19 protein-coding genes are annotated in these 14176 nt (G+C 71.2%); 18 read left to right on the top strand and 1 reads right to left on the bottom strand.

Translation table 11 applies throughout. From position 1 onward, the window contains the following. Positions 1-99: 99 nt before the first annotated feature. The 13 genes from ACIQV3_RS11510 to ACIQV3_RS11450 all read left to right on the top strand — a co-directional run bounded on the left by ACIQV3_RS11510 (position 100) and on the right by ACIQV3_RS11450 (position 9292). Positions 100-573 carry a single-stranded DNA-binding protein gene (locus ACIQV3_RS11510; RefSeq protein WP_403712102.1) on the top strand — a complete coding sequence of 158 codons (474 nt, stop codon included), beginning with the start codon at positions 100-102 and terminating at the stop codon, positions 571-573. 86 nt (positions 574-659) lie between these two features. Then, complete coding sequence (locus ACIQV3_RS11505) at positions 660-1127, top strand: hypothetical protein (RefSeq protein WP_403712100.1); 468 nt, start codon at positions 660-662, stop codon at positions 1125-1127. After that, positions 1124-1333 (top strand): hypothetical protein, encoded by a 210-nt coding sequence (locus ACIQV3_RS11500; protein ID WP_403712098.1) that lies wholly within the window; start codon positions 1124-1126, stop codon positions 1331-1333. The genes ACIQV3_RS11505 and ACIQV3_RS11500 overlap by 4 nt, the downstream gene beginning before the upstream one ends. Next, positions 1330-1680, top strand: a complete 351-nt coding sequence (locus ACIQV3_RS11495; RefSeq protein ID WP_403712096.1) for a hypothetical protein — start codon at positions 1330-1332, stop codon at positions 1678-1680. The genes ACIQV3_RS11500 and ACIQV3_RS11495 overlap by 4 nt, the downstream gene beginning before the upstream one ends. Continuing rightward, entirely contained in the window at positions 1677-1910 is a 234-nt protein-coding gene (locus ACIQV3_RS11490) for a hypothetical protein (protein WP_403712094.1), read from the top strand. The genes ACIQV3_RS11495 and ACIQV3_RS11490 overlap by 4 nt, the downstream gene beginning before the upstream one ends. A gap of 14 nt (positions 1911-1924) precedes the next feature. Next, positions 1925-2788: a hypothetical protein gene (locus ACIQV3_RS11485; protein ID WP_403712092.1), complete on the top strand. Its 864-nt coding sequence runs from the start codon at positions 1925-1927 to the stop codon at positions 2786-2788. A gap of 291 nt (positions 2789-3079) precedes the next feature. Further along, positions 3080-4114 (top strand): hypothetical protein, encoded by a 1035-nt coding sequence (locus ACIQV3_RS11480; protein ID WP_403712090.1) that lies wholly within the window; start codon positions 3080-3082, stop codon positions 4112-4114. Positions 4115-4177: 63 nt separating this feature from the next. Then, positions 4178-4873: a hypothetical protein gene (locus ACIQV3_RS11475; protein WP_403712088.1), complete on the top strand. Its 696-nt coding sequence runs from the start codon at positions 4178-4180 to the stop codon at positions 4871-4873. An 81-nt stretch (positions 4874-4954) separates the two neighbouring features. Further along, positions 4955-5311 carry a hypothetical protein gene (locus ACIQV3_RS11470; RefSeq protein WP_403712086.1) on the top strand — a complete coding sequence of 119 codons (357 nt, stop codon included), beginning with the start codon at positions 4955-4957 and terminating at the stop codon, positions 5309-5311. 512 nt (positions 5312-5823) lie between these two features. Then, on the top strand, positions 5824-6348 hold the full coding sequence (locus ACIQV3_RS11465) for a helix-turn-helix domain-containing protein (RefSeq protein WP_403712084.1): 525 nt from the start codon (positions 5824-5826) through the stop codon (positions 6346-6348). Beyond that, positions 6338-7570, top strand: a complete 1233-nt coding sequence (locus tag ACIQV3_RS11460) for a PBSX family phage terminase large subunit (RefSeq protein WP_403712082.1) — start codon at positions 6338-6340, stop codon at positions 7568-7570. Before ACIQV3_RS11465 ends, ACIQV3_RS11460 begins: the two co-directional genes overlap by 11 nt. Positions 7571-7581: 11 nt before the next feature. Continuing rightward, positions 7582-7824, top strand: a complete 243-nt coding sequence (locus ACIQV3_RS11455) for a hypothetical protein (protein ID WP_403712080.1) — start codon at positions 7582-7584, stop codon at positions 7822-7824. Further along, entirely contained in the window at positions 7811-9292 is a 1482-nt protein-coding gene (locus ACIQV3_RS11450; protein WP_403712078.1) for a phage capsid protein, read from the top strand. The genes ACIQV3_RS11455 and ACIQV3_RS11450 overlap by 14 nt, the downstream gene beginning before the upstream one ends. Here the strand turns inward: ACIQV3_RS11450 and ACIQV3_RS11445 are convergent. Next, on the bottom strand, positions 9275-9856 hold the full coding sequence (locus ACIQV3_RS11445; protein ID WP_403712076.1) for a hypothetical protein: 582 nt from the start codon (positions 9854-9856) through the stop codon (positions 9275-9277). The two genes, ACIQV3_RS11450 and ACIQV3_RS11445, sit on opposite strands and share 18 nt — an antisense overlap. Positions 9857-9949: 93 nt before the next feature. On the opposite strand from ACIQV3_RS11445, the gene ACIQV3_RS11440 reads away from it, so the two are divergent. The 5 genes from ACIQV3_RS11440 (at position 9950) to ACIQV3_RS11420 (ending at position 14173) form a co-directional block, all read left to right on the top strand. Beyond that, a complete protein-coding gene (locus ACIQV3_RS11440; protein ID WP_403712074.1) occupies positions 9950-12169 on the top strand; it encodes a phage minor capsid protein in 2220 nt (739 codons plus the stop codon). A 3-nt stretch (positions 12170-12172) separates the two neighbouring features. Continuing rightward, positions 12173-12343, top strand: coding sequence for an Rmf/CrpP fold protein (locus ACIQV3_RS11435; RefSeq protein ID WP_403712072.1), 171 nt, complete (start codon positions 12173-12175; stop codon positions 12341-12343). A 107-nt stretch (positions 12344-12450) separates the two neighbouring features. Next, positions 12451-13125 carry a hypothetical protein gene (locus tag ACIQV3_RS11430; RefSeq protein WP_403712070.1) on the top strand — a complete coding sequence of 225 codons (675 nt, stop codon included), beginning with the start codon at positions 12451-12453 and terminating at the stop codon, positions 13123-13125. 15 nt (positions 13126-13140) lie between these two features. After that, positions 13141-13992, top strand: coding sequence for a phage head protein (locus tag ACIQV3_RS11425; protein ID WP_403712068.1), 852 nt, complete (start codon positions 13141-13143; stop codon positions 13990-13992). Between the two features lie 19 nt (positions 13993-14011). Beyond that, a complete protein-coding gene (locus tag ACIQV3_RS11420) occupies positions 14012-14173 on the top strand; it encodes a hypothetical protein (protein WP_403712066.1) in 162 nt (53 codons plus the stop codon). Positions 14174-14176 lie beyond the last annotated feature (3 nt).

Genomic DNA, 14176 nt, shown 5'->3' with positions numbered 1-14176 from the left:
ACCCCATGAACCCAGAAGACAGCGCACACCCACACCCGTTACGTTTCACGTACGATCCAAAAACAGCGTTTCCGTTCCACGATCGAAAGCAGGCAGTTCGTGTCAGGCGAGACCCTCGTAACCGTCATCGGCAACCTGGTCGACGAGCCCGAGTTGAAGTTCACCCCGGGTGGCGCCGCCGTCGCCCGCTTCCGCATCGCGTCCACCCCGCGCACGTTCGACCGCCAGACCAACGAATGGAAGGACGGGGAAAGCCTCTTCCTGACCTGCTCGATATGGCGCCAGGCCGCCGAGAACGTCGCCGGAAGCCTCGCCCGAGGGATGCGCGTCATCGTTCACGGCCGACTCCGTCAGCGCACCTACGACGACCGCGAGGGCGTTAAGCGGACCGTGTTCGAGCTGGACGTCGAGGAGGTCGGCCCCAGCCTCAAGAACGCCACCGCCACCGTCACCAAGACCGGTAGCACCAACAACGCCCCACAGGCCCGCCAGCAGCCCCAGAACCACGGATACGGCCAGCAGCCCGCCCACGACCCATGGGCCAGCCAGACAGGCGCCGAACCCCCGTTCTAGCCCCTCGCCGCGACCGGTCCGCGCGACCGGTCGCGGCCCCTCCCGCGCGCACGAGCACCACCCCTACCGACCAGGAGCCCGACCCCGTGACCCGCATCCCCGACGCCGCCGCCGTCGCCTCGCTCGACACCCACCGCCTGATCCTGACCCTTCCCAACACCGGCCCGGCCGACGTCCGCTCGAACCTCGCCCGCCCCACCGTCGCCGCCATCCTCCGGCAGCTCGCCGACGAACTCGCCGACGAGCAGCCCCTCGCCGCGCACCCCGGGGAAGCCCTCGCCGTCCTCACCCAGCGACTCACCACCCGCCACCACCCGGCCGACGCCGCCCGGCACGCCGCCGACGCCCTCGCCCACCACACCCGCGAGCTGTCCAACATGCTCGCCGCCGCCCTCGACCAGGGCGCGCCCATCGTCGAACCCTCCGTCGGCCGGCACCTCGTGTCGATGCTGCGCAGTCACGCCGTCCGCCTCGACAACATCCCGCGCACGGGCGTCGACGACCTGCTCGACCGCATCGAGGGACGCCTCACCCGCCGCCGGACGAAGCGATGAGCAACGACACCGCCCTCGCCCTGGCCGCCGCCGTCGCCAGCATCCCCGCATTCGTGTGGTGGTTGCGCCTCACCGCGCCCGACCGCCGAGCCCGCGCCCGCGCCCGCGCCGTCGACCGCGCCCTGTTCCGCCTCGCCCGCGCCGCGTGCGCCAACCCCGCCCAGTGCCCCATCCACATCCACCGCGCCGAAGGGACCGGCCAGTGACCCGCCGCACCATGAGCGAGCGCCGCCACCGCGCCTCAGACCGCGACGCCCGCCGCGAGTCCCTGCTCGTACTGCTCGACCGGGCGCAGCGAGGCGCCGCCCTCACGGCCGCCGAGGCCGCCCTACTGCGCGCACACGTCACCGCGGAACTGTCCGAGGCGGACGAGCTACGGCGCACCGTCGCAGGCCAGCAGACCGCCATACAGCGCGCCCACGACCGCACCCGCGCCACCGAGGACCGCATCGCCGCCGCCGCCGAGGCCGTGGCCGACGCCCGCCGCGCCCAGGCCGACGCCGATTACCACTACGCCCGCGCCGAGGACGCCCAGGGCGCAGGCCAGCCGTGACGGAGCAGCCGGCCCCCTTCGACCCCGACCGGGTGCGCACCGCACTCGCGGAACTGCGCGCCGCATTCGACGCGTGGGCCGCCGCCGTCGCCCCCGCGCTCCGGGACGCCGCGCAGCAACTCGCCGCCGCCCTCGACCACGCCCACCAGGCCCCGGCCATCCCGCCCGCCGGCCCCGCCCGCCCGGCGTGGCGCTCCCCGTACGGGCCCGCCCGCACCCGCCGCAAGTAGGAGAGCACTGCACCGTGACCACGCCCGCTTACGCCGCCCTCGACGAGCGCGCCGCCCCGTCCCGTACCGGTCGCCGCGCCGCCGATGACCTGCTCGCCATCCGCGAGCAGTGGGGCGACCTGCTCGCCGCCATCGCCCGCCGCCCGGCCGCCGACTGGCCGCCCCGCGACTCCCGCGCGTACATCGACGGGCACCTCGCCGACGACGAGGAGCACCAGGCCGACGAGCCCGCGATCGGACGGACGCCGTTGACGTTGCGCGAGCACCCCGCGCCCGTGAACCTCGACGCCCTCGACGCGGCCCTCGACGTCGAAAGCGACCTGTTCGACCTCGCCGACCAACTCGCCGCCCAGGCGCAGCGCCCCGTACGCACCGGCCGCGACCGGCACGGCAGGTTCGTCCGCGACGAGGACGACGCCGCCGACCCCGCCCGCTGGACGTGCACGTACCACCGCGACGCCGGACCCGCCGACGCCGTCGCCCCCGGCAGCCGCGCCCATGGGTTGCACTGGGCCGCCGTGTGGGTCGAGGGTCGCCTACTGGGCGAGGACGTCGACGGGGACCTGTTCACCGCCATACCGGCCCGTGTGCTGGACGAGGCCGCCGCCGTCGTCTCCCGCGCCCGCCGGACGGTCGAGCGGGCACTCGGCAGGGACGGGCGAACCACCGACCTACTCGAGCCGTGTCCGTGGTGCGGGGGAGCCCTCGCGGCCCGTACGCGGTCGGGGGGCGAGCCGCTGGTGGTGTGCGGGACCGGGGAAGGGTGCGAGGCGCCGGCCCCGCTCGACCGAGGCCACCGGGTGTGGCGTGGCGCCGACCTGGTCCCGCTGTGGGTGGCACTACAAGCCAGACGAGGGCAATCGACGCCCCGCACATGAACGAAGGGCCCTGGGGTGCGCACCCCAGGGCCCTTCTGAGTCGACGGCGCCAACACGGCGCAAGGTGGCGGGATCCCCGGACCTATTCGGCCTCACCGTCTCAGTGGCTCACCTTCAAGGTAGGCCAACCCGGCCATAAAGGAAGGGGGTTCACTCTTTCGAGCAACGATTGAAGTCACTTCACAGTGCTTGCGAAATGACTTCAGGAAAGATACCGTCAGGTCCCGTCGGGCTTCCACCCCGGCGCCCCGGGCTTCCACCCCGGACCACCACCACCACGGGAGACACCCCATGGACACCTACGCCCACGGCTACGGCGCCACCGGCCATTACGCCAAGCCCGGTACGCACACGAGCTACTGCGGTCGCGAACTCCAGCACGACCCCAACACCCCTATTGCGCAGCGCGTTTGCAAGTCCTGCGCCAAGGCCGAGAAGGCCGACCGCGTCGCCGCCGAGCAGGTCGCCGCCGACCGTGCCATCGAGGGCCCCACCCTCGCCGAGCGCGCCGGGGTCCGGTACTGCGAGGTCGGCACCGGCCGCCGCGTCCACTACTCGAACAACGACGACACGCTCTGTGGGCGCGAGGTCAGCGAGTACACCGACGGGCCGACCGGTGGCCAGCAGCTTTGCGCCCGTTGCATCACGGCCGCCGAGGGCCGCGCCTACGCCCGGTCGCTCGGCGCCGCCTCGCCCCTCGCCGCTGCCGCCGTCGCGCTCGCCGAGACCGTCGAGGCCGCCGACGCCGAAGCCGCGCCGACCGACATCATCCGCGTCGCGGCGCGCGCCTTCCGTCGGGGCGGGAGCTCCATCACGGAGACGATCACCACCGTTCACACCAACTGCGCGTGCAAGATCGGCGCACGGACGCTGGTCGGCGCCTACTCGACCAAGACCGAGGCCGACGGCGCCGCGACCGAGACCGCCCGAGACACGGGCCGCCCCGTCACGCACTGCATGTGGTCCCGGCCGCTGAACGCCGCGCCCGCGCAGGCCGTCGCCGAGGAGGCCGCCGCGTTCGAAACCGCCGCCCGCGCCGTCGACGCCGTCGAGCACGCCGAGGAGGCCGGCGCCGCCGTCGCCACCGTCGAGGAGGCCGAAGCGCTGTACGCCGCTGCCCTGGTTACCGAGGCCGAGGCCGATGCGGGCACGTGGCGGGGCGAGTGGATCGGGGAGCAGCAGGCCGACACCCTGTTCGCCGTCGAGCGGCCCGTCGAGCAGGGCGCACTGTTCAGCGAGACTGGCCCCGCCGAGCAGCCCGAGAAGCTGATTGTCCGCGTGCGGTTCGAGCCCGCCGCCGCCGAGCGGGTCAAGGCCAAGGAGTAGACCCCCGCCGACCGCCCGCCCCACGCCCGTGGGGCGGGCCCCGACCACCAGGAGCAGCACGCCATGAGCGACGAGCAGCAGCCCAGCCCCGTCACCGGAGCCGTATGGACGCCCAGCACCATCAGGCGCGCCAGCGCGGGGCGACCGGAGATTGACCAGCCGGCCGCCGCGAAGCTGCGCGAGAAGATGCTCGCCCTGCTCGACGAGTACGACAAGGACCGCGAACGTCACCGGGCGCAGCAGGAAGCCGCCCACGGGCTCGCCAGCCTCGCCGAGAGGTACGCCGCGACCAAGTCGTTCGAGGAGCGCGACGACATCGCCGAGCAGTTCGGGGAGTCGCTCACGCTGGCCGAGGCTGGCCTTATCCGCCGCGTCGCCAAGGCCGTGGAAGGGGCGTTGCCCGGCATGATCGTTGACGCCCACGTGGACGGGTGGTCCGCCCCCGAGATCGCCAGCGAAGTGACTTGCAGCGCCCGGCACGCCTACCAGGTGATTCGCGACAACCCGTGGGAAGCCCTGTGGGTTCTGTACCGCGATGTCGGCAACGGCAAGTGGGAAAGCGTCGCGTCCGGCCCAGAGGAAACGACGGAGACCGCCGACGATCTCGCCGAGCGCATCCTCGCCAGCCGGGTCGGCGACGACGTCGCCCTGTCCCGTAGTGGGGCGCGCGTGTGCGTGTGGCGCGCTGGCGACGGAGACGACCCCGACAAGGCGCGAGGAGAGGCCGAACACGAGGGCGACACCCAGCTCGATCACTGACCCGACCCGCAAATAATGCGGGCCCGGGGGAGCTTCCACCTTCCACACCGGGCCCGACTCACCAGAGGGAGAACACCCCACATGGCTGACACCAACCCTACCGGCGCGCCCCGCACGGCCGCCGCGCCGGCCATCGGTACCCGCACGTCCGTGCGCGTCGACCGGACCCTGTCCGACGACCTCGCCGTACTCATGCGCCCCGGCGTCAACGCGTCCGACGCGATCCGGGCCGCCGTCGGACAGCTCGCGGCCATCTATCGGACCGCGTGGCACCACGGCATGTGTCCGTCGGACACCGCCCCGCGGATCCTCGCCTACCAGTTGGAAGGGCAGGCCACGACCAGGCCCACGACCAGCGCGTATGACGTCCGACAGCCCGCCCCCGGAGTTAGCGCGCACCTGCCCGAGCCTCCCCGAGGCGCACACGTCGCCGCGTGACAGCCGCGCGCCCCGTCGTCCGACAGGCGGGGCGCGCCCGTCCGACCGGTCGCGGCCCCTGCACGCGCGCCTGTCCGACATGCGCTTGCGCCGTTACTCTTCCGTGACCTAAAGTCGGGGGCGACCCCGGCATGCCCGGAAACAGTCGCTCCACACCAGCGCCCCGCCACCCACCCGGCGGGGCGCTTTTGCATGGCTGGCCACCTGTTATGGAGTTCGCTCAACCTCGACGTTCTGATTCACCCCCTCCTGAAGGCCGACATCCGACTTAGAGATGTTGATGCTCCCGTCCCGCTCAAAGCTGACCGGGTACATCACGTGGACGATCTCCGTGTCCGCGTGGGCAGGAACGGCGGTCAGGCTGAAGGCGCCGATAGCCAATGCCATTGAGGCAAGCCGCGCGCGTGAGTAAGTCATACCTTGATCAACGATTGAAGCCGCGCGCGGACACCCCTGACCGGAAGGCGCAGAACGCGTCTCTGTGAACCCGCTGTGCGAGGAGGTGAGCCGTCATGGCGCGCCCCATCACCGACAAGGACCGCACCCAGGTTCGCCGCCTGCACGACCAGGGCAAGGCCCGCAACGAGATCGCCCGCACGATCGGCCGCTCCCCCTCGACCGTGTCCAAGATCGCCGCGAACCTCGACCCGCCGCTCACCTTCGACCGCGCCGCCGAGGTCGAGACCGCCACCCGCGTCCGCCGCGCCGACCTCGCCGCACGCCGCGCTGAACTCGCCATCACGCTGCACGACGCAGCCGAACGCGAGGTCGGCCGGATGACCCAACCGCACCTGTACTTCGAGTGGGGCGGGAAGGACCACACCTACGCCGAGAAGTGGCAGGACGAACCGACCCCCGCCGACCGCCGCACCATGATGGCGACCGCCGGGGCCGCCCTCGACCGCTCCCTCAAGCTCGCACCCCCGCGCGCCGAGGCCGGCGAGCAGTCCCGTTCGGTCATCGGCCGACTCATGGATGGACTTGCCCGGAACTACGCCGAGCGCCACGCCAGCGAGGCCGCCGACGATGTCGACTGACCTTGCCCTGTCCACCAAGCAGATCGACAGCATCGTCGAGGCCGAGTCCTTCCTGAACATCTGGGAAGGGTCGGTCAGGTCCGGCAAGACGATCGCCAGTCTCCTCCGGTGGCTGGCCTACGTCGCCGACCCGCCCACGGGCGGTGAACTGGTCATGGTCGGCAGAACCCGTGACAGCCTCGCCCGCAACGTGTTCGGGCCGCTCACGAACCCCGACGTGTTCGGCGAGGTCGCGCAGGACATCCGCTACACCAGCGGCGCCCCCACAGCAACCGTCCTGGGGCGCACCGTTCACGCCCTGGGCGCCAACGACGCCCAGGCCGAGCCGAAGGTACGAGGACTCACCTGCGCGGGCGCGTACGCCGACGAGCTGACGACGCTCCCCAAGTCATTCGTCGACCAGCTCACCGCCCGATGCTCCGTCCCCGGATCCAAAATCTTCGGGACGACCAACCCCGACAACCCCGCGCACTGGCTCAGGAAGGACTACCTACTCAGGCCGCGCGAAACCCGTCTCAAGTCGTGGCACTTCCAGCTCGACGACAACCCTGGTCTCGACGACGAGTACAAGGCCCGCATCAAGGCCACGCACACCGGCCTGTTCTTTAAGCGCAACGTCCTGGGGCTGTGGGTCCAGGCCGAGGGCGCCATCTACGACATGTGGGATGAAGACGAGCACGTCGTCGACACCCTGCCGGAGATGCGCCGCCACTGGATCGGCATCGACTACGGCACCGTCAACGCCACCAGCGCAATCCTGCTTGGCGAGGGCGTCGACGGGGTTCTGTACGTGTGCGCCGAGTGGCGCTACGACTCCCGCGCGGCGCGCCGCCAGATGACCGACGCCCAGTACTCCGCCGCCCTGCGCAAGTGGGTGGCAGACCTGGGCGTACGGCCCGAGTGGACGTTCTGCGACCCCAGCGCGGCGAGCTTCATCGCGCAGCTGTGGGCCGACTCCTACGAAGGCATCGCCCGCGCCTCGAATGAGGTCGTGAACGGGATCCGGTCCGTTGCTTCCCTGCTCGGCGCCGGCCTACTGCGCGTGCACCGCTCATGCGAGGGACTGCTCGACGAGCTACCCGGCTACGTGTGGGACGAGGCCGCCGCCGCCCTAGGCGAAGACAAGCCCGTGAAGAAGAACGACCACTCCTGTGACGCCCTGCGCTACGTCGTCCACTCGACCGCCCATGAGTGGCGTCACAAACTCGCCGCACCGCCCTAGGAACCCCCCACATGAGCGCCCCCTCCGCCATCCCCACCACGATCACCACCGACCAGCGCCGCGCCGTCTGCCGCGCCCTGGGCCTGCCCCCGGCCCTGGTCCTCGACGTCCGCGTACACGCCCGCGAGGGCGTACGAGCGGCCCTGTACGTCCTCGACCGCGAGGGCCGCCGGATCCACCACGGCGAGCAGCCGCTCACCGCCACCGTGCACATACCCCTGTCCGAGGAGGTGACCGCCCGTGGCACTCCCTGAGACCGGCGCCGCATGGCCGCCCCCGCAGTGGGCCCCGATCTACGACCGGATCCGCATCGACGACGCGTGGTACTCCGGCGACCCCAAGCGTCTGGCCCGCCTGCACGGCGAAGGCCAGGAACAGCCCGGACGCCGCCGGATGTGGGGCCGCCGCTCCCAGCCGGCGGCGGGCCGTGACAACCGCCTGCACATTCCGATGCCGGGCGACATCGCGACCACCAGTGCTGATCTCCTGTTCGCGGACATGCCCGCCATCAGGACCCCGGACAAGCTGACCCAGGCCCGTATCGAGCAGCTGCTCGACGAAGGCCGCGTGCAACAGACCCTGTTGGGTGCCGCCGAGCAGGCCGCCGCCCTGTCCGGGGTGTTCCTGCGGGTGACGTGGGATAAGACCCTTGCGGCCCGTCCGCTGCTCACCGTGGTGCAGCCCGACGCCGCCATCCCCGAGTTCCGGTTCGGCATGCTGCGCGCGGCCACGTTCTGGGAGGAGCTTCCCAGCGGCGACGGGGCCACCGTGTGGCGACACTTCGAGCGGCACGAGCCCGGCCGTGTCGTCCACGCGCTGTACCGGGGGACGTCCGACAACGTCGGCCGCCCTGTCCCGCTCGGCGAGCACCCCGCGACCGCCGACCTGGTCGCGTCCCTCGACCCGGGCGGGGACGGGCAGACGATCAGCACGGGTATCCCCCTGCTGACCTGTGCCTACGTGCCGAACATCGGGCCCAACAGAAGCCACCGCGGATCCCCGATCGGGCGCAGCGACTACGCCGCGCCGCTCTATGACCTGTTCGACAACTTGGACACGGTGTGGACGTCGTGGATGCGCGACATCCGCCTCGCCCGCGCGCGCCTGATCGTCCCGACTGGTTACCTCCGCAGCGAGGGGCCGGGCAAGGGCGCCAGCTTCGAGGCGGACCGCGAGGTATACGAACAGCTCAACATGCCGCCCAACGAACAGGGCGCGGCCATCACGCTGACCCAGTTCGATATCCGGGTCGAGGAACACCAGCGAACCGCCGAGGCGATCATGAGGCAGGCCGCCCAGTCGGCCGGCTACTCCGCCCAGTCCTTCGGCCTGCACGGCGAGGGCGAGGCGATCACCGCGACCGAGTCAGACAGCCGCGACCAACGCAGCATGGTGACCCGGAAGAAGAAGGCCGGCTACTGGCGGCACGGTGCCGCCGACATGCTGCACGTCATGCTGCTGCTCGACGTCGCGCAGTTCGGTACTCGCATCACGCCTGAGCGCCCGTCGGTGGAGTTCGGCGACGGGGTCGCGGAGTCGGAGCAGCAGACCGCCACCACGCTCGACCTGCTCGCCCGTGCCGGGGCCGTCTCCACCGGGACGAAGGTGCGCATCCTGCACCCCGAGTGGGACGACGCCGCCGTTCGGGCCGAGGTCGACGCGATCCTCGCCGAGACCGGCGCAGCGGCACCGGACCCAGTCGCCTCATTCCCGCTTGCGTGAATCGATATCCAATTCATCACGTATGGCAGCCATTAGCGCGTTACGTTCATCTTTTCCGGTATTTCCCTTGTCCCACTTTGCATTATAGGCGTCGATCATCAAGTTGCGGAGAAACCTCACGTAGTCGTCAACCGCGTTTTTCACGAAAGCGCCGGACATTGCTTCCAGATGCAGTTGGGCCTGCGTTACGCGCTTAGTGACGGTTCCAGTTCTCGTGCGGTATGAGGGGGTGCTCTGGAATCCCGGTATCCAACGTCTACGCTTCCAGGCCCGACGCTCATCGTACAGATCATTCGCGAACTGCCAGTAGCCATCCACCGCCGCCAAGAATTCTTTGACGACCTTCACCTTTATCCGAGTTGCCTCTGTTTTTGACTGAGCCTCTGTGTTGACCTGTGCGACAACACGGCCTGCTCTCCCGGCGATTATGGCCGCCGATATCGTCGCTATGGCACTCACTGCAAGGGCCGCGATGACGATGGCAGTATTGCTTCCGCTCACCCCCGGAGCGGGATTCGGCGTGGGCAACGGCGCAGAGGCGAGCAAGAGATTTACGCGCAGCATTGCGGTACCTCCCGGATCACCGTGTTCATTTTCCAGTACCGCTCGGGAACACACGATTCGCAACCGGACGAGACATAGCGAGGGGGTGAGACGGTGCCGATTCACCCGGGCATGGTCGAGCCTCTCGCCGAGCGCACCCGTGACCTGTACGCCGCCGCCGAGGAACGGCTACTCGCCATCATCGCCCGCCAGCTCGCCGCAGGTCTGGACGCGCCCAGCTGGGCCGAGCAGAAGCTCGCCGCCGTCCAGGCCATGCGCCGAGCCTCACAGGCCGTCGTCGACGAGCTGCACCAGGCCGTCACCATCGACGTGTTCGACGCGGTCGCCCAGTCCTACAACGAAGGCCACCGCGCCGCCGTTGCCGAGCTGGGCGCACTGTCCGATGACGCGCGTCGGCTGGTCGACGACCGGCTACCGCAGGCGCAGGCCGTCGACCGCCTCGCACAGGAAACCGTCGACGTCGTCACCTCGACCCACCGCGGAATCCTGCGCGCCATCGTCGACCGCTTCCGGGCCGTCGTCTCCGAGGTCACGGCCACCGTGGCACTCGGTACCGGCACCCGCCGCCAGGCCACACAGGACGCCATGCGCCGATGGGCCGACGAGGGAGTAACCCACTTCCGCGACAAGTCCGGCCGCCGCTGGCAGCTCACGAGCTATGCGGAGATGGCGGTACGGACCGCGACCGGGCGCGCCGCGACCGAAGCCCACATGCGCACGCTCGCCGAGCACGGCGTCGACCTGGTCGCCGTGTCCGACTCCCCGCGCGAGTGCCCGCTCTGCCGACCCTGGGAAGGCAAGGTGCTGTCCATCAACGGTCCGGCCGGCGCCCGCACGGTCGAGGTGGAGCACGCTACCCAAGACGGGGTCATGGTCCCCGTGCGCGTGGCCGGGTCCCTCGACGATGCCCGCCTCGCGGGCTTGCAGCACCCGAACTGTCGGCACTCCGTGAGCGCGTACACCCCGGGTCTGACAGTCATCGAGAAGGCCACCAGCGACCCGGACGGGTACGAGGCCGGACAGCGACAGCGCGCCATCGAGCGGAAGATCCGCCAGTACAAGCGCCGCCAGGCCGCCGCCGTCACACCCGAGGGCAAGCGCGCCGCCGGGATCAGGCTCCGGCAGTGGCAGGGCGCCATGCGCACCCACCTTGCCGCTCACCCCGACCTACGCCGGTTGCGCCACCGAGAGCAGCCGGGTGCATCCAACCTGCCCGAGCCGCGCACCGCGCCGACGCCCGAGCAGGTCGAGGCCGCCCGCCTGTTCTCCGGCGACGAGCGGACGCCGCGCGAGATGAGCGACGACCAGCTCGCCGCCGCCATGCGCTCCGACCTGCTCGACGACCGTGCCCGCGCGCGCGTCGAGGCCGAGGCGGACCGACGCGACCTTGCCGCCCTGCTCGACCGGGCCCGTCCCGGCGGCCGGCTAATCGACGACCTGCTCGCCCTGTCAGACGACGAACTCGCGCGGATCCTGCCGCACCTCGACGATGCCGACACCCTGCGCGTCATGGCGGAGCTCCACCGCCGCAACCGCGCCGGGGACCTGCCGGGCGTGCGCGCGGACCTGGTCCACCTCTCCGACGATCAGCTCGCCGCCCGCTACCGCGACGCGCCCGACGACCAGGAGGCCACCGCCGCCGAGGCCGCCCGCCGTGACCTGCTCGCCCGCACCTTCCCCGCCGGGACGCTCCGCGCCGACCTCGACCAGGCCGACGACGACACCCTCGCGTGGGCCATGTCCTACGCCGACCCCGCCGAGCTACTGCGGATCGCCGGAGAGATGGACCGCCGCGACGCCGTCGACATGCCGCAGCCGGCCACCACCGGCGACGCCGTCGACGACCTGCTCGCCGACCGCCAGGCCCTCGCTACCGCCCTCGCCCCCGCGCCCGACCCCGACGGGTGGGGCGCCCTCGCCGACGACGCCGTGTGGGCCGCCGTCGCCGCCGGGGACGGAGCAACCGCCCTCGCCGCCGAGGAAGGGGAGCACGAGGAAGGGCCGCGGATCACCCGCCGCCAGGCCCGCGAGATGTACGACGAGTACGTCTATCGGCAGTACCTCGCCGCCGAGTCGGACTGTCGTGGCTACCTGCTCAACAAGAAGGCCGTGGCGGCCGGACACGACCCCGTGAGCCTGTTCTCAGGCCCGGCCCGGATCGCCTACAGCCGCGCCAGCGACGAGCTGAAAGAGTGGTGGGCCGAGCACGGCAGGCTCACGCAGGCCGAGTTCATCACGAAGGCCACCGGACAGCGCCAGCGCTGGGCCGAGGGCGCCGCGAACAACGAAGCCGACCAGCAGAACAAGAGGTGAACCGTGGGGACACGCGCGCAGATCGTCGAGGCGCACCAGAAGGGCACCGAGGCCGGACGCGCAGGCGACCCGCCGACCGTGTGCCCGTACGGCCGTGACGACATCCTGCGCACCGCGTGGATCAAGGGGTACGCCGCAGCCCGCCGCAAGGCAGGCCCCGACCCGCCCCAGTAGCCCCACGACCGAAGAACACCCCGAGGGGGCCCGCCAGGTGCGGGCCCCCTTTCGCATGCCCGTACGCCCGCCAGGAGCGGGCCCACCAGCCCCAGGAGGGCACCACCATGAGCACCCCCACCCCCGGCCACACCGGCGAGCAGGGCGACCAGAACGCAAACCCCGGGCAGGACCCGAACGCCGTGCAGCCCCCCGCCCCGGGAGCAGCCCCGCCGGCCCCCGGCGAGCAGGACCAGGCCGCGACGATCGCACGTCTCGAATCCGACCTCGCCGCCGCCCGCGCCGAAGCCGGAAAGGGCCGGGTGAACGCGAAGCAGCAGGCCGCCGACACCGCGCGCGCCGAGCTGACCGCGCAGCTGATCGGCATTCTCGACCCGTCCAGGGCGGGCCAGCAGGCGACGCCGGAGGAGCTGACACAGCAGCTCACCACCGCGCAGACGCAGGCCCGACAGACCGCCGTCGAGCTTGCCGTCTACCGCACTGCCACGGCGGCCGGGGCCGACCCCGACGCCCTGCTCGACTCCCGCCAGTTCGCCGACTCCCTCGCCGACGTCGACCCGGCCGACACCGCCGCCGTCACCGCAGCCATCACGGCCGCCATCACGGCGAACCCCCGTCTCGGCGCCAAGCCGACCGGCCCGCACATCGGCGGAAGCGAGTTCAGCGGCGCCCCGCCGCAGGGCGTCACCGCCACCCAGTTCGCCGCCATGCCCTACGCCGAGCGCGCCGAGCTGTACCAGACCGACCCAGCCATGTACCGGCGCCTCGCCGGAACCCAGTAGCAGAGGAGGGCACCCATGCCCACGACCACCAGCACCAACCTGATCATTCCCGAGGTGTGGGCCGACCTCTCGCAGGCTCAGTTCACCGGCGCCGTGCGCGTCCTGAACTCCGGCGCCGTCGTCCAGGACGACACCCTTGTCGGCCAGCCCGGCGACGAGATCAGCTTTCCGAAGTGGGACGCGATCGGCGAGCTTGACGACCTGACCGAGGGCACCGCCATGAGCACCAGCATCATGGGCCAGCGCGCCAGCAAGAGCATGATCAAGGAGGCCGGCAAGGCCGTCGAGATCACCGACCGGGCGATCCTCACCGGCCTTGGCGACCCGCGCGCCGAAGCTCAGCGCCAGTTCGGCATCCTGTCCGCCCGCAAGGTTGACGCGTCCCTCATCGCGCAGGCGCAGGCCGACGAGACCGCCCAGGGCGGAGGCAACCCGCTCGCGTTCACCGCAGGCGCCGGTACGACCAAGCTGTCTTGGCCCGTCCTGGTCGATGCCCTGGCCGTGTTCGGCGACGAGTGGGAGCCCAGCGAGTTCGCGGGTCTGTTCATCAACTCCGCGCAGCAGGTGGACGTGTTCAAGGACTCGCAGTTCATCGAGGCATCGAAGCTGGGGGCCGACACGCCCGTACGCACGGGCCAGATCGGCGCCGTCGCGGGCGTGCCCGTCATCGTCACCAACCGGATCGCCGTGAAGAAGTTCCTGCTGCTCAAGAAGAACAGCATGGGCGCCCTCTACAAGCGCAGGCCGCTGGTCGAAACGGACCGCGACATCCTCAAGCGCACCACCGTGGTCACAACCAACATGCACTACGCAACCAAGCGCCTTGACGACCGGGGCGTGTGCGTCGGAACTCTCGCCGCCGCCTGATCAGGAGAAACGTTCCGCCATGATGCTGCGCCGCTACCACCAGGAGCAGGAGCCCGGCCCCGAGCCGGACGCCCCGCCACAGGACAACGAGCACCAGGAGCAGGACGCCGACAGCGCCCCGCCGCCCACCAAGGCGACGGGGCGTTCTGCTGCCCCGGCCCGGAGCAAGAAGGAGGCCTAAGCC

It is taken from the genome of Streptomyces sp. NPDC099050 (genome assembly GCF_044759865.1).
Lineage (GTDB): Bacteria > Actinomycetota > Actinomycetes > Streptomycetales > Streptomycetaceae > Streptomyces.
Note: the sequence above shows the minus strand (reverse complement) of the source record. Positions and strands in the feature narration are given on the sequence as shown.